The organism is Stenotrophomonas sp. 14P6.2.3 (assembly GCF_057799055.1).
This window is the reverse complement of sequence record NZ_JBYOLA010000003.1, coordinates 251,695-271,731: the sequence shown is the minus strand read 5'-3', so window position 1 is coordinate 271,731 and position 20,037 is coordinate 251,695. Positions and strand designations below refer to the sequence as shown.

The window sequence follows — 20,037 nt, the reverse complement described above, 5'->3', positions numbered from 1 at the left end:
TTGTTAAGAATTATTTACATTTGCGTCCTGCGCAGTGACCGCGCCGCTCCCAGATGGACCTGATGTGCCCGAAGCCGCCGCCCGGGTGCTGGACGACTGTTGCCGCCCCTTCCCCGCCTTCACGCTTCGAGCCCGCCATGTCCCTGACTCTCCGTACCCGCCTGCCCCGCCGTGCGCTGCTGCCGGCTGCCCTGCTGTCCTCCCTCGCCGTGGTTGCACCGTCGGCGTTCGCCGAGGTCGCTGCCGACGCCTCCGACGCCAAGACCCTGGACCGGGTAAGCGTGCGCGCCGAGCAGTCCGCGCCGCCGTCCAGCACCACCCGCCTGCCGATCACCCTGCAGGAAACGCCGCAGTCGTCCACGGTGATCGGCCTGCAGCGCCTGCAGGACGAATCGTTGTTCAGCCTCAACGACGTGCTGCGCAATGTCACCGGCGTCAGCGTGTCCTTCTATGACACCCAGCGCCCGCTGTACTACGCGCGCGGCTTTGCCATCACCGATTTCCAGGTGGACGGCATCCCCACCTACAGCGGCTCGACCAACCAGGAATACGACACCGCCTTCTACGACCGGGTGGAAGTGATCCGCGGCGCCAATGGTCTGCTCAGCGGCGCCGGCGTGCCGTCGGCCACGGTGAACCTGCTGCGCAAGCGCCCGGGCAAGGAGTTCGACGCCTCGTTCTCGGTCAGTGCCGGCAGCTGGGACTACCGCCGCATGGAGGCGGACGTGACCGCGCCGCTGACCGCCGACGGCCGCTTCCGCAGCCGCGTGGTCGCCGCCTACACCGATCGCGATTTCTATTACGACCGCTACAAAGAGAACAAGATGGCCGGCATGGCCGTGCTGGAAGGCGATGTGACCGACAGCACCACGGTCACCGTCGGCTACCAGACCCAGGACAACAACCCGGTGGGTTCGACCTGGGGCACCGTGCCGTTCTTCGACAGCAAGGGCAACTTCGCGCATCTGCCGCGCTCGACCAACCTGGCACCGAAGTGGAGTTACTGGCAGCGCGAGACCAGCACGGTATTCGCCAACCTGGAACAGCGCTTCGGTGAGAACTGGCTGCTGAAGATCAACACCGCCTACACCCGCGGCAACGTGCAGAACATGCGCCTGTACGGCACCGGCAATCCCGACCCGGTGACCGGCGCGGGCATCTACCTGCGCACTGCCGCCGGCGATTCGGAAGACACCCGCCGCAACGTCGACGCCTACCTGACCGGCACCTTCAACCTGTGGGGCCAGGAGCACGACGTGACCCTGGGCGCGCAGTGGGCCGACCTGGAAGGCACCACCAATACCCTGGCGCTGAACTACCCGCGCGATTGGGCGACGTGTGGCCGTGAGCGCTGCTACTACATCCCCAACGTGCACACCTGGGATGGCGACATCTCCGAAGTGACGTACACCCTTACCGGCGCACGCCGCGTGGCCAAGACCACGCAGAGCGGTTTCTACCTGGCCACCCGCCTGCGCCTGGCCGACCCGCTGGCGCTGATCGCCGGCGCACGCCTGAGCCGCTGGCAGACCCAGACCCGCGCCTACAACGCCGCCGGCGCCTATACCGCTACCAGCGGCGCGTACAAGGTGAGCGATGAAGTGACCCCGTACGTGGGCCTGGTGTACGACATCACCCCGAACGTGGCGGCCTATGCCAGCTACACCGAGATCTTCAACCCGCAGAACTACAAGGACCGCAACGAGAACCTGCTGGCGCCAGTGCAGGGCTCCAACCTGGAAGCGGGCCTGAAAACGCAGTGGTTTGATGGCCGTTTGACCGCCAACGCGGCGATCTTCGAAGCCAAGCAGGACAACTACGCGGTGCGTGACATGGGCGTGCCGGAAGGCTCGCTGAGCGATGGCAGCTCGGCCTACATCGGCGTCAACGGCACCAAGGCGCGTGGCTGGGAAGTGGACGTCAACGGCGAGATCCTGCCGGGCTGGACGGTCAATGCCGGCTATACCCACGTCAAGGTGACCCGCGCGGCCACCGACCTGCTGTACGCCAATCCGGCCGAGAACCTGCTGCAGCTCAATACCCAGCTGCAGCTGCGCGGCGCGCTGGAGCGCCTGAGCATCGGCGGTGGCGTGCAGTGGCAGAGCAAGGTGCAGGGCTACAACATCCCCTACCCGGTGGGTGTGGGCACCACGGTGACGGTGAACCAGCCGGCGTATGCGCTGGTGCAGTTCAACGCCAACTACCGCATCAGCGACAACTGGACGGCGACGCTGAGCGTGCGCAACGCGCTGGACAAGACCTACTGGGCCAACCTGGACTACAACAACTACGGCGAACCGCGCTTCGTGGCGGCCAGCCTGCGCTGGAAGTTCTGAGGCGCGCAGCGGAAACGGTGGGTGCCGACCGTTGGTCGGCCGACGCTCCGCCACGACCAACGGTCGTGGCCCACCTGAATGGGCCCGCCTCCGCGCGGGCCTTTTCTTTGCTGCGCTGCGGGTTGCACAGTTCGCCATAATTATGGCGTAATTATTCCAACGCCATTCGGAAGTCCGTCGATGAACCCGAGCTGGGACACGCTGGAGCGGGGCCGCCAGGCGCGGCTGGAGCGCGCCGCGCCATGGGCCAAGGGCCACGATGTGGCGGCCGGCGACATCGCCGATCTGCTGCACGCGCTGCTGGAGCCGGGCGACAAGGTCTGCCTGGAAGGCAACAACCAGAAGCAGGCCGACTTCCTCGCCCAGGCGCTGGCCGACCTCGATCCGGCAAGGGTGCATGACCTGCACATGGTGCAGTCGGTGCTGTCGCTGCCCTCGCACCTGGATGTGTTCGAGCGCGGCATCGCCTCCAAACTGGACTTCTCCTTCTCCGGGCCGCAGTCGGTGCGGCTGGCCAACCTGGTGGCCGAGGGCCGCATCCAGATCGGCGCCATCCACACCTACCTGGAACTGTTCGGCCGCTACTTCATCGACCTCACCCCGCGCGTGGCACTGGTCGCGGCGCAGGCCGCCGACCGCCACGGCAATCTCTACACCGGCCCCAACACCGAAGACACGCCGGTGATCGTGGAGGCCACCGCATTCGGTGGCGGCATCGTCATCGCCCAGGTCAACGAGATCGTCGATACCCTCCCCCGCGTCGACATTCCTGCCGACTGGGTCAACTTCGTGGTGCAGGCGCCGCGCCCGAACCACATCGAACCGCTGTTCACCCGCGACCCGGCGCAGATCTCCGAGATCCAGGTGCTGATGGCGATGATGGCGATCAAGGGCATCTACGCCGAGTACGGGGTGAACCGGCTCAACCACGGCATCGGCTTCGATACCGCGGCGATCGAACTGCTGCTGCCGACCTACGCCGAATCGCTGGGGCTGAAGGGAAAGATCTGCCAGCACTGGGCGCTCAATCCACACCCGGCGCTGATTCCCGCCATCGAATCGGGCTTCGTCAAATCGGTGCACTCGTTCGGCTCGGAACTGGGCATGGAGAAGTACATCGCCGCGCGCGGGGATGTGTTCTTCACCGGCGCCGACGGTTCGATGCGCTCCAACCGTGCGTTCTCGCAGACTGCAGGACTGTATGCCTGCGACATGTTCATCGGCTCCACCCTGCAGATCGACCTGCAGGGCAACAGCTCCACCGCAACGCGCGACCGCATCGCAGGCTTTGGTGGTGCACCCAACATGGGTTCTGATGCACGCGGCCGTCGCCATGCCAGCGACGCCTGGATCAAGGCAGGCCAGCAGGCCGCGCGACCGGGCGAGATGCCGCGTGGGCGCAAGCTGGTGGTGCAGATGGTGGAAACCTTCCGCGAGCACATGGCGCCGGCCTTCGTCGACCGACTGGATGCCTGGGAGCTGGCCGAACGCGCAGCCATGCCGCTGCCGCCGGTGATGATCTACGGCGACGACGTCAGCCATGTGCTGACCGAGGAAGGCATCGCCAACCTGCTGCTCTGCCGCAGCCCGGAAGAACGCGAGCAGGCGATCCGCGGCGTGGCCGGCTACACCGCCGTCGGCAGGGGCCGCGACCGCGCGATGGTGGAAAACCTGCGCGACCGCGGAGTGATCCGCCGCCCGGACGATCTCGGCATCAACGTGCGCGATGCCAGCCGCGATCTTCTTGCCGCGCGTTCGGTGAAAGACCTGGTGCGCTGGTCCGGCGGTCTGTACGACCCGCCCAAGCGCTTCCGCAACTGGTAAGGGGAACGCCATGGAAACCCTCGACTATCGATTCGACGGCACGACGCCTGTCCGCTTCCCCACCGATGCCGTGCTGGTGGGCGTACTGGCCTCGGGCAACCTGGAAATCCTGCTGGAACCGGCCGACCTGGAAGGTGCGATGACGGTGCGCATCATCACCGCCGCGCGTGGCTTCGGCACGGTATGGCAGGCGGTGATCGCCGACTTCGCCCAGCGTCACCCCCTACGCGATGTACGTGTGTCGATAAACGATGCCGGCGCCACACCGGCCGTGGTCAGCCTGCGCCTGGACCAGGCGGTAGAGACCCTGCACGCCGGAGGCCAGCCATGACGCTCGCACAACGCAACAGCTATTACGAAGCCGATGCCCGCGCGCGCATCGGCGGACTGCTTGATGCAGGTTCGTTCCGTGAGTTTCTCGGCCCGGCCCAGCGCGCCATCAGCCCGCACTTGGCGCAGCTGGACCAACCAGCCGCCTTCGACGATGGCATCGTCGTCGGCGAAGGACGCCTGCGCGATAAATACGTGCTGGTGGCCGCGCAGCAGGGTGAATTCATGGGCGGCGGTGTCGGTGAGCTGCATGGCGCCAAGTTGACCGGCCTGCTGCGCCGCGCGGCAGATACCCGGCCCGACGGCGTGCTGCTGCTGCTCGATACCGGTGGTGTGCGCCTGCATGAAGCCAACGCCGGCCTGATCGCCATTTCCGAGATCATGCGCGCCACCCTGGGTGCACGTGCAGCCGGTGTTCCGGTAGTGGCGCTGATCGGCAGTGGCAACGGCGCCTTCGGCGGCATGGGCATCGTCGCCCGCTGCTGCACTACGGTGATCATGTCCGAGGAGGGGCGGCTGTCGTTGTCTGGCCCGGAAGTGATCGAGACCGTGCGCGGCGTGGAGGAATTCGATTCGCGCGACCGCGCATTGGTGTGGCGGGTAACCGGCGGCAAGCACCGCTACCTGATCGACCAGGCGCAGGTGCTGGTACCCGATGCGATCAGCGCCTTTGCGCAGGCGGCCTTTGATGCGCTGCAGCCAGACACCGCCAGCGCCGACACCGACGCGGCGCTGGCCGCGCTGCAGGCACGCCACGCCGCATTGAAAGCGCGCGTGGAAGCATGGGGCGACTGCAACGATGGACTGCAGATCTGGGCGCGCCAGGGCATTGCGGATCCAGAACGCCTGGCGCTGCTGGAAACCGATGCCTTCCTTGCCGCCACCGCGCACCGGAGCCTGCCATGAGCCTGCCATTGACTACGCTGCTGGACGCGCTGTTCCCGCGTGGCCACGCAATCGCGGTAAACGATTCGGTACTGACCGGATCAGCGACCACCGACGACGGCGAGGTGACGGTGATCGGCACCACCGACAAGATCGAAGTGGGCGTGGATCACGCCCTGGTGCTGGCCGATACCGTGCTGGCCAGCACCGCTGTACATCCGCAGCGTCCGATCGTGATGCTGGTCGATACCGCCGGCCAGCGGCTGGCGCGCCGCGATGAACTGCTGGGCATCAACGGCTACTTCGCCCACCTCGCACAGACCCTGGACCTGGCCCGCCGCCGTGGCGCGCGCCTGGTCACGCTGGTGTATGGCGAGTCGGTCAGCGGCGGCTTCCTGTCGTTCGGGTTGATGGCCGACCACATCCATGCCCTGCCCGATGCACAGGTGCGGGTGATGGACCTGCGCGCGATGGCACGGGTGACCAAGCAGCCGCTGGAAAAACTGCAGGCGCTGAGCCTGACCTCGCCGGTGTTCGCGCCGGGCGTGGAGAACTATGTGGCGATGGGCGCAGTGCAATCGCTGTGGGATGGTGATCTGGCGCGTCACCTGCTGGATGCACTGCGCGCACCCGCCGACGGTGACCATCGCGCCGCGCTGGGCGCCGAACGCGGTGGCCGCACATTGGCTGCGCAGGTGGCCATTGCCGTGAGCCAGGGCAATGCCTGAGCGGCCTGCCCGGCACACGCTGGTCTGGCTGTCGGCCGATGCCGATTGGCGGGCCGACGTGCCCACGCACGAGCCGCGCCTTGCCGCATGGTTGGCGCAGGGCCTGCCTGCGGTGGTGGCGCGTCGTGCAGCGGATGATCCCGATCCGCGCCTGCGACTGGGCGTTCCATTGCCACCGGCCGAGGGCAAGCATCGCCTGTCGTTGCGCGTGCCGTTGCGCCACGTTGCTCGCATGCACGCACCGCCGGCATTGAGTGAGCTGCTGGCAGCAGGCGACGCCGTTGTGCCGCAGGCATGGCAGGAATCACTTCACGACCTGCAGGCACTGGCCCCGGCCCGGGTGTTCGGCGCCTTCGCCTGGCAATGGCTGACTGCCCTGCCCTACGTTCATGAGCGTTCCGACATCGACCTGCTGTGGCAGGTGACCGATGCCGCGCAGGCCGAGGCGCTGATCGCGCAGTTGCTGGCATGGGAGAGCCGCCATCCGCATCGTCTCGATGGCGAGCTGTGCCTGCCCGATGGCGGCGCGGTGAACTGGCGCGAACTTGCCGGCCGCAGTCGGCAGGTGCTGGTGAAGCGCCTGGACGGAGCCGCATTGGAAGCGCGCGATACGCTGTTCGCCACGCGCGAGGCGATCGCATGAGTGCCGCCCGCAAGCCGTTGCCTGCATGCGGCGCGACGGTCGACAGCGCACGCCTGGGACGGCTGGCCATTGCAAGCCTGCACACCGAGCTGGCCTGCGCCCCGAAACCGGGCCTGGTCACGCCGTTCAACAGTGGCAGCCATGACGACATGGATGCCAGCACGTTCCTGCGCAGCCTGTTCGCCCTGCGCCACTACTTCACTGCGGTGGCCAGGGCCGGTGCCGCGGGTGCCCCCTTCACGATGCTGCGCGATCACGGCATTGCCGCCGAAGCGGCCATGCTGGCCGCCACCGCCGGCATCAACACCCATCGCGGTGCGATCTTCAGCCTTGGCTTGCTGGTGGCCGCCGCGGCTGGGTGCCGGCGCGTGCATGGCCAGGCCGTATCCGCCGCGCAGGTGTGTCTGGCGGTCCAGCAATGGAAAGACGCGCTGATCGCGGCGCCACTGGACCCGCACAGCCCGGGACAGCGCGCGCGTGCACGGCATGGCGTCTGCGGGGTACGCGAACAGGCCGCCGCCGGTTACCCGGTGCTGCGCGAGCTGGCCCTGCCTACCCTGCGCCACGCGCTGGGTAACGGCCTGCCGCACGATGCCGCACTGTGCCACACGCTGATGCAACTGGTGGCACAGGTGGACGATCTGAACCTGCTGCACCGAGGTGGCGCCGAGGGTCTGCGTTGGGCCCAGCAACAAGCGACCACATTCCTTTCCTCGGGCGGGGCCTTCGCGCCGGACTGGCGCATGCGCCTGCAGTCCATGGGCGATGCCTTCGTGATGCGTCGGCTCAGCCCGGGTGGCAGTGCCGATCTGCTGGCCTGCGCCTGGTTCCTGCTGCAGCAGGAGGGTGCATGAGCCTGGCCCTGCTCTGCCCCGGACAAGGTGCGCAGCATCCGGCGATGTTCGACCGCGTGCGTGGCATCGCCGCTGCACGCGCGGTACTGGACGCGGCGGGCGACGTTCTGGGCCGCGACGTGTTCGCTGCCGCGGCCGCCGACGACCGCTTCGACAACGCACGAGCGCAACCGCTGCTGTGCGCCGCCAGCATCGCGCAATGGCATGTCCTGCGCGACACCCTGCCGAGCCCGATCGTGGTGGCTGGGTACAGCATCGGCGAACTGGCGGCGCATGCCGTCGCCGGTAGTTTCGATGCCACCGCCTGCCTTTCGCTGTCTGCCCAGCGCGCGCGTTTGATGGATGCCGCCAGTCCCACCGGTGCGGGTATGCAGGCCGTGCTGGGGCTGGATCGACAGACTGTGCAGGCGCTGTGCGAAACCCATGGCGCGCACGTGGCCATCGCCAACGGCGCAGATCATTTCATCATCGGCGGCACGCAGCAGGCACTGCAGGCGCTGGCCGCTGCCGCGCACGCGCAGGGCGCGGAGGTGCGCCTGCTGCCGGTGCATGTGCCGGCGCACACGCCACTGCTGTCGGCGGCAGTCGAACCGTTTGCGGTGGCGCTGCAGTCCACCACCCTGCATGCCCCTCGCCTGCCGCTGTTGGCTGGCATCGATGCACGGCCGGTGCGCGACACCACGACGACGGTGCATACGCTGTCCGCGCAGCTGGCGCAGACCATCGAGTGGGCACAGGTGATGCGCCAGGCCTTCGAGCGCGGCGCGCGCGTGTTCCTGCAGCTGGGCCCGGGCAACGCGCCGGCACGCATGATCGCGCCCGCCTATCCGTGCTGCGAGGTGCGCGCGATCGAGGAATTCCAGAGCCTGGACGGCGCGGCGGCGTGGGTCCGCAGCGCGCTGCAGCGGCTGCAGTAACGGGTTTGAGCAGTAGCGGGTTTGAGCAGTACGTAACGCGCAGTACGTAACAGGCCATACCCCGGGATGGCGGGCTTCCATCCGTGCAGTACGCGAATCAGGTGTCTGGGAGGGCGCATGACTCCACAAATTGCAACGATCATCGGTCTGGTGATCATGTTCATCGTCGCCACCGCGATGCCGATCAACATGGGTGCCGTCGCCTTCGCGCTGGCCTTCATCGTCGGCGGTCTCTGGGTCGACATGGGGGGCAAGGAAGTCCTCGCTGGCTTCCCGGGTGACCTGTTCCTGACCCTGGTCGGCATCACCTACCTGTTCGCCATCGCGCAGAAGAACGGCACCATCGACCTGCTGGTGCACTGGGCGGTGAAAGCAGTACGCGGCCATATCGTGGCCATTCCGTGGGTGATGTTCGTGATCACCGCCGTGCTGACCGCCTTCGGTGCGCTGGGCCCGGCCGCAGTGGCGATCATCGGCCCGGTCGCACTGCGCTTTGCCAAGCAGTACCACATCAACCCGCTGATGATGGGCCTGCTGGTGATTCATGGTGCGCAGGCGGGTGGCTTCTCGCCGATCAGCGTGTACGGCAGCATCACCAATGGCGTGGTGCAGAAGGCCGGGCTGGAAGTCACCGAGATGGCGGTGTTCCTGACCAGCCTCGGCTTCAACTTCATGATGGCCACGATCTGCTTCTTCGCCTTCGGCGGCATCGCGCTGCTGCGTCGCGGTTCGATCACTGCGGCGGGCACGGTCGGCACGGCGGAACTGGCGATGGCCGGTGGTCCGCAGGCCTCGTCGCGGCAGTTCGCCATCGAAGGCCACGGTGCGCTGGTCGCGGCCGGTGGTGGCACCCTGTCCAACGATCCGGTGGCACTGGATGCGGTGGGCCTGACCCGCGAGCGGCTGTTCACCCTGATCGGCCTGCTCGGCCTGGGCGTGGCCGCACTGATCTACAACCTCAACGTCGGCCTGGTCTCGATCACCGTTGCGGTGGTGCTGGCACTGCTGTCGCCGCAGAGCCAGAAGGGTGCGGTGGATGGCATCAGCTGGTCCACCGTGCTGCTGATCTGCGGCGTGGTCACCTACATCGGCGTGCTGGAACATGCCGGTGCCGTGGACTTCATCGGCCACGGTGTTTCCAGCATCGGCATCCCGCTGCTGGGCGCACTGCTGGTCTGCTACGTGGGTGGCATCGTCTCCGCGTTCGCCTCGTCGGCAGCGGTGCTGGGTGCCACCATTCCGCTGGCCGTGCCATTCCTGATGCAGGGCCATCTCAGCGCCGCCGGCGTGATCTGCGCGCTGGCGGTCTCCTCCACCATCGTCGATGTCAGCCCGTTCTCGACCAACGGCGCACTGGTAGTGGCCTCTGCCGCGAAGGAAGAACGCGAAACGCTGTTCCGCCGCTTCCTGGTCTACAGCGGCCTGGTGGTGGCATTCGGCCCACTGCTGGCCTGGCTGGTGTTCGTGGTGCCGGGCTGGATGTAACCAGCCAACGGTAGTGCCGGCCGCTGGCCGGCAATCTCATGAAGCCATCCAGCGATCATGGGTTGCCGGCCAGCGGCCGGCACTACCTGGCGTTACACTTTGTGCATGGCCATCGCTCCTGCTCCACGTACACCCAAGAAGCGCGCCCCTCTGTATGAGGAGGTGGCCGAACACGTGCGCGAGCGGATCTACGACTACCGCCTGCCACCGGGCGAGTGGATCGACGAGCCGGCGCTGTGTGAGGAACTGGGCATCAGCCGCACGCCGCTGCGTGAAGCGCTGAAGCTGCTCGCCGCCGAAGGCCTGGTGCAGATCGATGCCGGCCGCGGTGCGCGGGTGACCCGATTGACGCTGGAAGACCTCAACCAGCTGTTCCCGGTGATGGCAATGCTGGAAGGACGCTGTGCGCATGAAGCGGTCAAGCACATCGACGACGCCGGCGTGCAGCAGCTCGAGGACCTGCACGCAGCGATGGAAACGGCGGCCGCAGACGGCAACATCGCCGAGTACTACCGCAACAACTACCTCATCCACGAGACGGTGCAGCACTACGCCGGCAACCCGTGGCTGATCCGCATCACCCACGACCTGCACCGTATCCTGAAGATGCATCGCGGGCGCCAGCTGCTGGCCCCGGGCCGCACCGCGCAGTCGCTGGCTGAACACCGCGAACTGATGGAGTGCTTCCGCCAGCGCGATGCGGCCGGCGCCGAACGCACGATGGAGCGGCATCTGCTCAGCCAGGGCCAGGCCTTGGCCGCGTATGTGGCCAGCGGCGGATTGTTGAACGTGCCTGCGCCGTTGCCGACCGAAGGCGGAAGCTGAGTTCATCGGGTTGCCGGCCAGCGGCCGGCACTACCAGGGCGTGACCTGTCGAGGTTGCCGGCCAGCGGCCGGCACTACCAGGGCGTGACGTCTCGAGGTTGCGGGCCAGCGGCCGGCACTACCAAGGCGAGGCCAGGTCACGGTAGTGCCGGCCGCTGGCCGGCAACCTGGAACGTCTCCTCAATCGCCGCCGCCGCAGCTGCCGCCGTCACCACCGCCACCGCTGTCGCCGCTGCCGCAGTCCGAGCTGCTGTAGCTGGGATGGCTGTGGCTGTCGCCGGAAGAACCACCGGAAGAATCATAGGCGCCACCGCCACTGCCATCGGCGCGCGCGGGTGAGCCATCGGCGGTAGCCATCGCCATGCACAGGATTGCGCCGACCAGCGGCAGCAGCCACACCACCAGCAGCTGCCCGGCGCGGCTGCTGACGGGAAGGTCGTCGCGTCCCAGCACCACGAAGCTGGCCACCAGGTTCAGCCCCAGCACCAGGGCAATCAGGACGAGGGTCACAGCCAGCATGGCGCAGCTCCTTGCGACGGGTTCGGGCCCGCAGACGATACCACCGCCGCCGGTTCGCCCTGGCTGTCATGAAGATGGGACAATGTAGGGCGCGCCGGCCTGCCCTCGGGGCCGCCGGCCCCCCTGCACCACACGGAAGAAGAAGAACAACAACATGTTGAAAGTCATTTTCGATACCGACCCGGGCGTCGACGACGCGCTGGCGCTGCTGTACCTGCACAAGCACCCGCAGATCGACCTGATCGGCGTCACCACCACCTTCGGCAATGCCTCGGTGGAGTCGACCACGCACAACGCGCTGTACCTGAAGCAGGCCTGGGGCCTGTCCGCGCCGATCGCGCGCGGCGCTGAAGGCCCGCTGCAGCCCGAAGCCACTCCGGAAGCCTGGCCGGTGCATATCCATGGCCACAACGGCCTGGGCAACCACCCGGTGCCGGAGGCCCTGGATGTGGCCACCGACGGCCGCCCGGCCCACCAGCTGATCATCGACCTGGTCCGCGCCCACCCGGGCGAAGTGACCCTGGTGGCAGTCGGCCGCATGACCAACCTGGCGCTGGCCCTGCAGCAGGCACCGGACATCGCCGGTCTGGTGCGCGGCGTCGTGCTGATGGGCGGTGCGTTCCACGTCAACGGCAACATCACCCCGGCGGCCGAAGCCAACATCTGGGGCGACGCCGAAGCGGCTGACATCGTGTTTACCGCCCATTGGCCGGTGACCGCCATCGGCCTGGACGTGACCACCCGCGTGGAAATGGACCGTGACGGCTTGGACAAACTGGCCGCCATCGGTGGCGCCGATGCCGAACTGGTGCGCGCCCTGTCGCAGGACTACGTGGACTTCTACCTGCAGGCAGGCCACAAGGGCATGGTCGTGCACGACTGCTGCGCCTGCATCGCCCTGACCCGCCCGGAACTGTTCCAGTTCGAGCGCGCCAGCGTGCGCGTGGCCACCGACGGCGTCGCCCGCGGCATGACCATTCCCAAGCCGGAAGGCATGGGCTTCGGCCCCAGCGTGTGGGATGGCCACGTGCTGCAGTCGATTGCCATCGGCGTCGATGCGGCTGCGGTACTGGCCGACATCGAGCAGACCCTGAAGGTCTAAGCGCTCACTGCCCGCCCCGGGACACGGGGCGGGTCTTCGGCACGGTCTCCGGCAACGTCCACAGCACCGGCAGCACCAGTACTGCCACCAGCGCGATCATCGCCCCCGGCGCTGCTGACCATCCGCTGCGTTCCACCCACCATTGCGCCAACCACGGCGTCGCCCCGCCGAACACCGCGGTGGCCATGGTCACCCCCAACGCCAGTCCACTGACCCGGCCCTCGCCCGGGAACTGTTCTGCCGTGGCCGGTGCCGCCACGGCACTGATGCCACCGGCCACGCAGGCCAGCACCACCGCTGCGAGCACGATGCCCAGCGGCGCAGCAGACGCCATCCAGCCGAACATCGACAACGGCAGCAACGCCGCCAGTACCGTCAGCCCCAGCAGCAGCGGACGCCGCCCGAAGCGATCGGACAACGCGCCGCACAGCGGAGTGATCGCGATCACCGCCACCGCTGCAATGGTCGACAGCCACAGCGCATCGCTTTCGTCGTGTCCCTGCGCATGCAGGAACGCCGGCACATAGGTGATGCCCACGTAGTAGGTGATCGAACCCAGTGCGGAAATCGCGAACGTGCGTGCCACCGCACCAGGATGGTTGCGCAGCACATGCCGCAGCGGCGTGGCGGGAATGCTGCCTTCGCGTCGCTGCCGTTCGAACTCCGGCGATTCGTGCATGCCCGAACGCGCGATCAGGATCACCAGTGCCAGCGCCGCGCCGAAGAAGAACGGGATTCGCCAGCCCCAGCTGTCCAGCTGCGGCGCAGGCAACAGCGCCACCGTGAGGGCGGAGATCGCCACCGCCAGCAACGCACCTACTTCACTGGCCGCCGAGGCCAACGAAGTGACCAGGCCGCGTCGTCGCACCGGCGCGCTTTCCAGCAGATAGGCGACCACGCCGGTGTATTCGCCGCCCACCGAGAATGCCATCACGCAGCGCAGGATCAACAGCAGCACGCCAGCAGTCGCACCGGCGGTCGCCGCCGTCGGCAGCAAGGCGGTGGCCAACATGGCAGCCGCCATCAGCGCCATCGAGGCCAGCAGCATCCAGCGCCGGCCGAGCCGGTCGCCCAGGTGGCCGAAGCACAGCGCACCGAGCGGACGCATCAGGTAGGACACCGCGAAGCCGGCCAAAGTAACCAGCATCGCCTCTTGGCCGCCGCCGAAGAACACCCGCGACAGCACCGTGGCGAAGTACAGGTACAGGGTGAAGTCGTACCACTCCACCACCGTGGACAGGCCGGCCACCCACATCGAGCGCTGCCGCCCCGCAGTCATTGCGTGTTTTCCTTCATCGCCGAAGGGTGTCATGGCGGCAGTGACGATGCAGTAGATCCACGCCATGCGTGGATGCCCCGGAAGGAACGCAGTAGATCCACGCCATGCGTGGATGCCCCCCGGGTTAAATGGGGTCAGAGCCCTTTGCCGCTGGCAAAGGGATCCGACCCCACTCTGTTACGGCGCCCGGCGCAGGGTGATCAACGTGATCTCCGACGGCACGCCGATGCGGGCCGGGAATCCCGCCCACAGGCCGGCACCGTTGCTCACGTACAGCGTCATGCCATCCACCGCATAGCGGCCGGAAACGAAGCCGCCGTTGGCACGCTTCACCAGCTGGTCCATGCCGATGATCTGGCCGCCATGGGTGTGCCCGGAAAGCTGCAGCTTCACCCCGCGTGCAGCCGCTTCGCGTGCATTGCGTGGCCGATGGTCTAGCAGGATCACCGGCGCGGCCGGGTCGGCACCAGCCAGCGCGGCCTCCAGGTCGGGCAACGGCAGGCCATAGCGCGAGGCCACCGGGTCGGTCACCCCGGCGATGGTCAGCGCTGCATCACCACGACGCACCTGGGTGTGGCTGTTTTCCAGCACCTGCATGTGCAGCGCGCGGAACGCCTGCATCCATTCGCTGTACTGCGCGTAGTACTCGTGGTTGCCGGTGATGACGATCACCCCGTCCGGCGCACGCAGGTCAGCCAGTGGGGTGTAATCGTTGCGGCGCGCCTGCACGCTGCCGTCAATGAGGTCACCGGTGATCACCACCAGGTCCGGTTGCAGCGCATTGCTTGCTGCTACGACCTGGCGCACCCAGTCGCCGGTGAGCAGGCGGCTGGCATGGATGTCGGTGAGCTGCAGCACGCGGTAGCCATCGAAGGCCTGCGGCAGGCCGGCGATGGCCACCTCGATCTGCCGCGGCTGGGGTACGGCCATGCCCTGGCTGACACCGAAGCCGCTGAGCAGCAGTGCCAGCACCGCAACGGACGGGCGTAGCGCCCTGCTGCGCAGTGCAGACAGGGCACGCGGTGCGCGCAACAGGCGGGCAGCCAACAGTCCGGCGTCCAGCACCAGCAGCGCCAGGGCCAGCAGCAGCACCGCGGTGGAGCCGGTGGCCAGCGTGGCGATGGCCATCTTCGGAATTTCCGGCGAGGCCATCGTGCCCCAGAAGCTGGCGACGATGCGCAGCTGCACGGCAATGCCCACCAGCAGCACGGACAGCACCACCTTCAACCAGACAGGCAGGCGCAGCGGCCAGAACAGGCGCCAGGCCACATACAGGCCCATCAGAAAACCAATCGTACTCAGCACTACGACAATCCAGAACGGTAAACAGGCCCGCCATGGTGACGGCAGAAGATGGCAATGGATAGAGCCGAGCACGGGCTCGGCCCTGTCGTCGTCACGCCTCCGGCAAGCGCTCCACCCGCAATCGTGTGATGCGGCGCTTCTCCATCGCCAGCACGGTGATGCGGATACCGGCCACCTCCAGCGTGTCGCCGATGTCGGGCAGGCGCCCCAGCTGTTCCAGCACCAGCCCGGAGATGGTCATGTAGTCCGCGCTGCGCGGCAGCGACACGCCGGCCAGCCGCTGCAGGTCGTCCAGGGTCAGCGCGCCGTCGGCGTCCCAGCAGTCCTCGCCCTGCGCGACCACGCCATAGCGCTCGTCCTGGGTATCGGCCAGATCACCGGCGATGGCCGCCAGCAGGTCGTTGGCGGTCACCAGGCCTTCCACGCTGCCGTACTCGTCCACCGCCACCGCCAGCGGAACCGGATGCTGGCGGATAAGCTCCAGGGCCTGCAACGCACTGGCGCTGGACAGCACGTACTGCGGCTCGCGCAGGTTGCCTTCCAACTGCAGCGGTTTGCCCTGCAGCAGGTCGGCCAGCAGGTCGCGGCTCTGCACCACGCCACGCAGGCTGTCCAGGTCACCGTCGCCCACCAGCATCCGCGTATGCGGCGACGCCACCAGGCGGGCGACCACGTCGTCGTCACCGCGCGCCATGTCGATCCACTGCACGTCGGCACGCACGGTCATCACGCTCGAAACCGGGCGGTCAGCCAGGCCCAGCACGCTGCGGATCATCTCGTGCTCGGCCGGCTGCAGGCGTTCTTCGGTACTGCCGCGTTCATCGGCTTCTTCTTCATCGTGGCCATTGGCCTGCCGCGCGCCCAGCAGGCGCAGCACGGCGTCGGCGGTGCGCTGGCGGAACGGCTGGCGCTGCTCGTTGCGCTCGCGGTTGAAACGTATCCACTGGTTGAACGCTTCCACCAGGATCGAGAACGCGATGGCCGCGTACAGGTACCCCTTCGGAATCCTGTAGCCCAGGCCCTCGGCCACCAGGCTGAAACCGATCATCAGCAGGAAGCCCAGGCACAGCACCACCACGGTCGGGTGCTTGTTGACGAAGCGGGTCAGCGGCTTGCTGGCCAGCAGCATCAGCACCATCGCGATGGTCACCGCCGCATACATCACGCCGAGGTTGTCGACCATGCCGACGGCGGTGATCACCGAGTCCAGCGAGAACACCGCATCGAGCACCACGATCTGCGCCACCACCATCGCGAAGCTGGCGTAGACCTTCTTGCCATCTTCGTGATGCTCGCGGCCTTCCAGCCGCTCGTGCAGTTCCATCGTGCCCTTGAACAGCAGGAACAGACCGCCGCCCAGCAGGATCAGATCACGCCCGGAGAAGCTGTGCTCGAACAGGGTGACCAGCGGTTCGGTCAGTTTCATGATCCAGGCCAGCGCGGCCAGCAGCACCAGCCGCATCAGCAGCGCCAGTGCCAGGCCGATCACCCGCGCGCGGTCGCGCTGGTGCGGCGGCAGCTTGTCGGCCAGGATCGCGATGAACACCAGGTTGTCGATGCCGAGAACGATCTCCAGCACGACCAGGGTTGCAAGGCCCATCCATATCGAGGGGTCAGCCAACCATTCCATTTCAGGTCCGTTTCGTCAGTAAGGGGAAAGTGGTGCGGTGCAGGTGTGCGGCGAGGCGAAGTTCAATCCGCATCCTGCGCCTGCGTCGGGTCATGCCCGAGCAGGTCGCCGGGGCTGCATTGCAGTTCGCGGCAGATCGCATCGAGCGTGGAAAAGCGGATCGCACGCGCCTTGCCGGTCTTCAGGATCGACAGGTTGGCCAGGGTGATGTCGATGCGACCGGCCAGCTCGGACAGGGTCATGCCGCGTTGCTGCAGCATGCGGTCCAGAGTGATGACGATCGCCATCAGATCACACCGTCCAGATCGTCGCGCATCGCTGCGCCGACGGTGAACACCCGCGCCAGCACGAACAGCATCAGCACTGCGACCAGGCCGGTGATCGACATGCCACCGCCCACCTCCATCCAGGCGAAGTCCGGCCCCATCCAGCTGGCGTAGAGCCCGATCACGATCGACAGCACCTCCATCGCCAGCATCAGCCAGGCCATGCGTTGCAGGCGCACGGCATTGGCATGGGTGAAGGGGCGTTCGTTGGCCGCAGACCGCAGCAGCCGCGCCAGGTGGCGCAGGAACACCAGGCACAGCACCAGCAGCGCGACGATGGCGGCCAGGCCCACGCAGAAGTGCAGGAACAGATGCGAACCGTGTATGGCCGCCGCCTGCGCATCGTGCACGCTGTCCAGCAGCCAGCTGCGGTCGTAGGCCACCAGCGGCACCGCCAGCAGCGCGGCCAGGATGCCCAGCCAGCACATCGCACGCACTGCCTGCACGGCGGTCTGGGCCAGGGTGAACAAGCCGCGCGCAGGAGTGGCGCGGGCAGGACGAACGGTCAAGCAGCCTCCGATGTGGAGCGGCCCTGCCGCCCCGGGGTGTATTTATCGATAAACGATATATCACATCCGGGGGCTGTTGGCTGAATCGCTTCCGCTCCGGCGCCGTTACCGGGCGGGTGCGGATGCAGGCGGCGCGGCCTGTTCGCGCATCGCTTCGCCCGGCGTGGCCGAGGCCATCGCCTGCACCCCCGCTTCAGCGGCCTGCCGGGTAACCAGCCGGAAGCGCACCCGCAGCTTGCTCTCGCCCGGCGTTGCCCAGCCGTACTGGATCGCCACCTGGTCGCCGGACAATGGACCGCGCGAGGGCAGCGAGCGGATCTGCAGCGGTTTCGGCGCGGCCTGCATCAGCCGCGCGAAGCCCTTCTGCACCACTGCCGGGTCGGCCTTCTCGGCATACACGGTACAGGTGCCATCGTCGGCCCAGCTGACCGCATAGCGGCCACTGGCCAACGGCACCATCCACGCCATGCCCGGCTGGCCCTGCAGCAGCGTGGCCGCCTCGGCCGGTTGCAGCGGGGTCAGGCCGTTGGCATCCATCAGCGACTGCAGGCGCGCCGGTGCGCCGATGTGCTGCATGCAGGCGGTGTCGAACAGTTCGCTGAAGGGATCCTGCGCCGGTGCCTTCGGCGCACGCGCGGGCTGGGCCATCACCACGATCGGCAGCAGCAGGCCAGCCATCAGCCAGGGCGCAGGGCGCATTGCAACTCCAGGGAACGGAAAACAGCGGGGAGGATGGCAAAGCCGGGTGGCAGAACGCAACGGGCACGCCCGCGCTTGACATCACCCAGCCGCAGGGAGAACATCAGTTAACGAATTAGTTAACTAACCCCATGGACCGCATCTTCGAAGCCCTGGCCTCCACCGCACGCCGGCAGATCCTGGCCTACCTCAGCGCCGGCGAGCTCAGCGCGGGCGAGCTGGCCGAGCGCTTCGATTTCAGCAAGCCGGCACTGTCCAGCCACCTGCGCATCCTGGAAGACGCCGGCCTGATCGAACGCGAGAAGCGCGGCCAGTTCGTGTACTTCCGGCAGGTGCCCGAGCGCCTGGCCAACACGCTGTTTTCCTGGGCCGCCGAAGTCTGTCCGGTCGGTGGCCCGCTGAAGCGCGAAGCGCGCGCACGCCGCAAGACACCCGCCCGCTGAGGAGCACTGCGATGCCCGGTTCGACCCGCACCAGCCGTTCGTTCCCGAGTATCCAGCTTCCGGCACAGGACGGCGGTGGCCCGGTGGAAGTCACCCTGATCGCGCAGCTCGGCATCGGTGCCGGCGATGCGCTGGTGAGCGATGCCAGCCAGCGCCAGCGCCACCACCCCGCTTTCATCGATGCACTGGACGAGCCTTCAGCGCGGCTGGGTGGCATGCACCTGCAGCACGGCGATGCGTCGTCGCTGTACAGCTTCGTGGTGGGTGCCGGTGGCCATCCCTTCCATCGCCATGCCGGGCCGCGCATGTTCACCGCCATCGCCGGCAGTGCGGGTGCCGAACTACGGTTTGCCAGCGCGTCCGATGGGCAGCTGGCGGACGATCCCGCACACTTCCTGCGGTCACTGCGTCGTGTCCGCATCCCACCGGATTGCTTGTTCACCGTGCGCTTCGGTGGCGGTACCTGGCACCAGTTCGCCTCGAACAGTCCGGCGCACCCTGCGCTGTTCGCGCTTTCGTGCCACAGCAATGAGCTGGCCGGGGCCATGAGCGAGCACGCACGCGTACAGGCACAGGCCAACGCCGCAGACATTCCCAGCCTGACCGACGTGCTGCCTGCCGCGCATTGGCCCACCGCAACCACGCTGGCGGCCACACCGTTGCTGCAGTTGTCACTGCAGGCGGCAGCACCCAGCCTGCGCGCGCGCCTGTGCGCGCAGACGCGCACGTTGCTCGGGCCGCTGCGCCGCCTCAGCCTGGAGCCACTGCGCGGATTCGTGGAACGGGCGACGCCGGCGTACCCGGTCTGCAGCAGCGCGGCGCCCACGCAGGGGATGCTCGCCAGCGCACTGCCGCACAGTCACTACAACGACACGACCACGCTGGCGCTGCACGGCGGGCAGACCGGCCACCGCTCCGCCTCCGCACTGCTGGCCGACGTACTGGACGGATTCCTGCGCAACCCGCCAGCCGGCGTCGGCCGCTTGATGGCCCTGCGCAATCGCTTGGTTGCGCCGCTGCGCCTGCGCACCTCCCCGCTGGGCTGTCCGGTGTCGTCACTGCTGTCCAGCGACCGCAGCCGCGTCTTCGGTGGTCGTTTCCCGGTACTGGATGCGCAGGTGGATGCGGAAGACCGGTGTGCCGAAGTGCTGCTCGGTGCCGATGACCGCCATCTTCGCTTCCGCAGCAGCGTGCGCGTGCAGTTCGGCGAGGATGGCCAGGTCGAGATCAGCCTGGGTTCGCGTGTGCAGACGCTCAATGCGTTTGGCCGCTTCTACATGGCGATGATCGACAGCGCGCATCGCCATTACGTGGCCCCGGCACTGCTGCGCCGCGCAGTGGAACATGCGCTGGCGCCGGAACTGGCAGCGTGGTCCGGCGAGCCTGCGCACTCCTGAC

The 20,037-nt window shown here is 67.6% G+C and carries 20 protein-coding genes; 13 read left to right on the top strand and 7 right to left on the bottom strand.

Annotated elements, in window-relative coordinates:
• Positions 1-137: 137 nt before the first annotated feature.
• The 10 genes from AC27VL_RS04750 (at position 138) to AC27VL_RS04705 (ending at position 10,827) form a co-directional block, all read left to right on the top strand.
• Positions 138-2,336, top strand: coding sequence for a TonB-dependent siderophore receptor (locus AC27VL_RS04750; protein WP_100551828.1), 2,199 nt, complete (start codon positions 138-140; stop codon positions 2,334-2,336).
• A 180-nt stretch (positions 2,337-2,516) separates the two neighbouring features.
• Positions 2,517-4,160, top strand: a complete 1,644-nt coding sequence (gene mdcA / locus AC27VL_RS04745) for a malonate decarboxylase subunit alpha (protein WP_488765675.1) — start codon at positions 2,517-2,519, stop codon at positions 4,158-4,160.
• Between the two features lie 10 nt (positions 4,161-4,170).
• The gene (gene mdcC, locus AC27VL_RS04740; RefSeq protein WP_191077491.1) at positions 4,171-4,491 is read left to right on the top strand and encodes a malonate decarboxylase acyl carrier protein; all 321 of its coding nucleotides are present in this window, start codon (positions 4,171-4,173) and stop codon (positions 4,489-4,491) included.
• Entirely contained in the window at positions 4,488-5,396 is a 909-nt protein-coding gene (locus tag AC27VL_RS04735; RefSeq protein WP_488765674.1) for a biotin-independent malonate decarboxylase subunit beta, read from the top strand. The genes mdcC and AC27VL_RS04735 overlap by 4 nt, the downstream gene beginning before the upstream one ends.
• Positions 5,397-5,398: 2 nt before the next feature.
• Complete coding sequence (gene mdcE, locus AC27VL_RS04730; protein WP_100554065.1) at positions 5,399-6,103, top strand: biotin-independent malonate decarboxylase subunit gamma; 705 nt, start codon at positions 5,399-5,401, stop codon at positions 6,101-6,103.
• Positions 6,096-6,746, top strand: coding sequence for a malonate decarboxylase holo-[acyl-carrier-protein] synthase (mdcG, locus tag AC27VL_RS04725; protein ID WP_100551824.1), 651 nt, complete (start codon positions 6,096-6,098; stop codon positions 6,744-6,746). Before mdcE ends, mdcG begins: the two co-directional genes overlap by 8 nt.
• The gene (gene mdcB, locus AC27VL_RS04720; protein WP_100551823.1) at positions 6,743-7,600 is read left to right on the top strand and encodes a triphosphoribosyl-dephospho-CoA synthase MdcB; all 858 of its coding nucleotides are present in this window, start codon (positions 6,743-6,745) and stop codon (positions 7,598-7,600) included. Before mdcG ends, mdcB begins: the two co-directional genes overlap by 4 nt.
• Positions 7,597-8,517, top strand: a complete 921-nt coding sequence (gene mdcH / locus AC27VL_RS04715) for a malonate decarboxylase subunit epsilon (RefSeq protein WP_100551822.1) — start codon at positions 7,597-7,599, stop codon at positions 8,515-8,517. The genes mdcB and mdcH overlap by 4 nt, the downstream gene beginning before the upstream one ends.
• 117 nt (positions 8,518-8,634) lie before the next feature.
• Entirely contained in the window at positions 8,635-10,002 is a 1,368-nt protein-coding gene (locus AC27VL_RS04710; RefSeq protein WP_100551821.1) for an SLC13 family permease, read from the top strand.
• Between the two features lie 105 nt (positions 10,003-10,107).
• Positions 10,108-10,827 carry a GntR family transcriptional regulator gene (locus AC27VL_RS04705; RefSeq protein WP_100551820.1) on the top strand — a complete coding sequence of 240 codons (720 nt, stop codon included), beginning with the start codon at positions 10,108-10,110 and terminating at the stop codon, positions 10,825-10,827.
• Positions 10,828-11,007: 180 nt separating this feature from the next.
• On the opposite strand, the gene AC27VL_RS04700 is transcribed toward AC27VL_RS04705, so the two are convergent.
• The gene (locus tag AC27VL_RS04700; RefSeq protein WP_488765672.1) at positions 11,008-11,346 is read right to left on the bottom strand and encodes a hypothetical protein; all 339 of its coding nucleotides are present in this window, start codon (positions 11,344-11,346) and stop codon (positions 11,008-11,010) included.
• 154 nt (positions 11,347-11,500) lie between these two features.
• On the opposite strand from AC27VL_RS04700, the gene AC27VL_RS04695 reads away from it, so the two are divergent.
• On the top strand, positions 11,501-12,448 hold the full coding sequence (locus AC27VL_RS04695; RefSeq protein WP_488765671.1) for a nucleoside hydrolase: 948 nt from the start codon (positions 11,501-11,503) through the stop codon (positions 12,446-12,448).
• Between the two features lie 4 nt (positions 12,449-12,452).
• Here the strand turns inward: AC27VL_RS04695 and AC27VL_RS04690 are convergent, their stop codons facing one another.
• The 6 genes from AC27VL_RS04690 to AC27VL_RS04665 all read right to left on the bottom strand — a co-directional run bounded on the left by AC27VL_RS04690 (position 12,453) and on the right by AC27VL_RS04665 (position 18,196).
• Positions 12,453-13,727 (bottom strand): MFS transporter, encoded by a 1,275-nt coding sequence (locus AC27VL_RS04690; protein WP_488765703.1) that lies wholly within the window; start codon positions 13,725-13,727, stop codon positions 12,453-12,455.
• Positions 13,728-13,904: 177 nt separating this feature from the next.
• Positions 13,905-15,041, bottom strand: coding sequence for a metallophosphoesterase (locus AC27VL_RS04685; protein ID WP_488765702.1), 1,137 nt, complete (start codon positions 15,039-15,041; stop codon positions 13,905-13,907).
• 82 nt (positions 15,042-15,123) lie between these two features.
• A complete protein-coding gene (locus AC27VL_RS04680; protein ID WP_488765670.1) occupies positions 15,124-16,662 on the bottom strand; it encodes a TerC family protein in 1,539 nt (512 codons plus the stop codon).
• A gap of 62 nt (positions 16,663-16,724) precedes the next feature.
• A complete protein-coding gene (locus tag AC27VL_RS04675) occupies positions 16,725-16,949 on the bottom strand; it encodes a helix-turn-helix domain-containing protein (RefSeq protein WP_099819343.1) in 225 nt (74 codons plus the stop codon).
• Positions 16,949-17,416 (bottom strand): DUF2975 domain-containing protein, encoded by a 468-nt coding sequence (locus AC27VL_RS04670; protein WP_205405121.1) that lies wholly within the window; start codon positions 17,414-17,416, stop codon positions 16,949-16,951. The genes AC27VL_RS04675 and AC27VL_RS04670 overlap by 1 nt, the downstream gene beginning before the upstream one ends.
• Positions 17,417-17,602: 186 nt before the next feature.
• The gene (locus AC27VL_RS04665) at positions 17,603-18,196 is read right to left on the bottom strand and encodes an NMCC_0638 family (lipo)protein (RefSeq protein WP_165376517.1); all 594 of its coding nucleotides are present in this window, start codon (positions 18,194-18,196) and stop codon (positions 17,603-17,605) included.
• A 131-nt stretch (positions 18,197-18,327) separates the two neighbouring features.
• Between AC27VL_RS04665 and AC27VL_RS04660 the strand changes: the two genes are divergently transcribed.
• Together AC27VL_RS04660 and AC27VL_RS04655 are read left to right on the top strand one after the other, a co-directional pair.
• Positions 18,328-18,639 carry a metalloregulator ArsR/SmtB family transcription factor gene (locus AC27VL_RS04660; protein ID WP_089239470.1) on the top strand — a complete coding sequence of 104 codons (312 nt, stop codon included), beginning with the start codon at positions 18,328-18,330 and terminating at the stop codon, positions 18,637-18,639.
• Between the two features lie 11 nt (positions 18,640-18,650).
• Positions 18,651-20,036 (top strand): DUF2867 domain-containing protein, encoded by a 1,386-nt coding sequence (locus AC27VL_RS04655; protein ID WP_488765668.1) that lies wholly within the window; start codon positions 18,651-18,653, stop codon positions 20,034-20,036.
• Position 20,037: the final 1 nt, after the last annotated feature.

Excerpts from the sequence above, each read along its gene's own strand:
- AC27VL_RS04680 (WP_488765670.1), bottom strand. The coding sequence starts at position 16,662 with ATGGAATGGTTGGCTGACCCCTCGATATGGATGGGCCTTGCAACCCTG.
- mdcC (WP_191077491.1), top strand. The coding sequence starts at position 4,171 with ATGGAAACCCTCGACTATCGATTCGACGGCACGACGCCTGTCCGCTTC.
- AC27VL_RS04710 (WP_100551821.1), top strand. The coding sequence starts at position 8,635 with ATGACTCCACAAATTGCAACGATCATCGGTCTGGTGATCATGTTCATC.
- AC27VL_RS04675 (WP_099819343.1), bottom strand. The coding sequence starts at position 16,949 with ATGGCGATCGTCATCACTCTGGACCGCATGCTGCAGCAACGCGGCATG.
- mdcH (WP_100551822.1), top strand. The coding sequence starts at position 7,597 with ATGAGCCTGGCCCTGCTCTGCCCCGGACAAGGTGCGCAGCATCCGGCG.
- mdcA (WP_488765675.1), top strand. The coding sequence starts at position 2,517 with ATGAACCCGAGCTGGGACACGCTGGAGCGGGGCCGCCAGGCGCGGCTG.
- AC27VL_RS04750 (WP_100551828.1), top strand. The coding sequence starts at position 138 with ATGTCCCTGACTCTCCGTACCCGCCTGCCCCGCCGTGCGCTGCTGCCG.
- AC27VL_RS04695 (WP_488765671.1), top strand. The coding sequence starts at position 11,501 with ATGTTGAAAGTCATTTTCGATACCGACCCGGGCGTCGACGACGCGCTG.
- AC27VL_RS04700 (WP_488765672.1), bottom strand. The coding sequence starts at position 11,346 with ATGCTGGCTGTGACCCTCGTCCTGATTGCCCTGGTGCTGGGGCTGAAC.
- AC27VL_RS04690 (WP_488765703.1), bottom strand. The coding sequence starts at position 13,727 with ATGACTGCGGGGCGGCAGCGCTCGATGTGGGTGGCCGGCCTGTCCACG.
- AC27VL_RS04670 (WP_205405121.1), bottom strand. The coding sequence starts at position 17,416 with ATGTGCTGGCTGGGCATCCTGGCCGCGCTGCTGGCGGTGCCGCTGGTG.
- mdcG (WP_100551824.1), top strand. The coding sequence starts at position 6,096 with ATGCCTGAGCGGCCTGCCCGGCACACGCTGGTCTGGCTGTCGGCCGAT.
- AC27VL_RS04735 (WP_488765674.1), top strand. The coding sequence starts at position 4,488 with ATGACGCTCGCACAACGCAACAGCTATTACGAAGCCGATGCCCGCGCG.
- AC27VL_RS04655 (WP_488765668.1), top strand. The coding sequence starts at position 18,651 with ATGCCCGGTTCGACCCGCACCAGCCGTTCGTTCCCGAGTATCCAGCTT.
- AC27VL_RS04665 (WP_165376517.1), bottom strand. The coding sequence starts at position 18,196 with ATGCGCCCTGCGCCCTGGCTGATGGCTGGCCTGCTGCTGCCGATCGTG.
- AC27VL_RS04705 (WP_100551820.1), top strand. The coding sequence starts at position 10,108 with ATGGCCATCGCTCCTGCTCCACGTACACCCAAGAAGCGCGCCCCTCTG.
- AC27VL_RS04660 (WP_089239470.1), top strand. The coding sequence starts at position 18,328 with ATGGACCGCATCTTCGAAGCCCTGGCCTCCACCGCACGCCGGCAGATC.
- mdcB (WP_100551823.1), top strand. The coding sequence starts at position 6,743 with ATGAGTGCCGCCCGCAAGCCGTTGCCTGCATGCGGCGCGACGGTCGAC.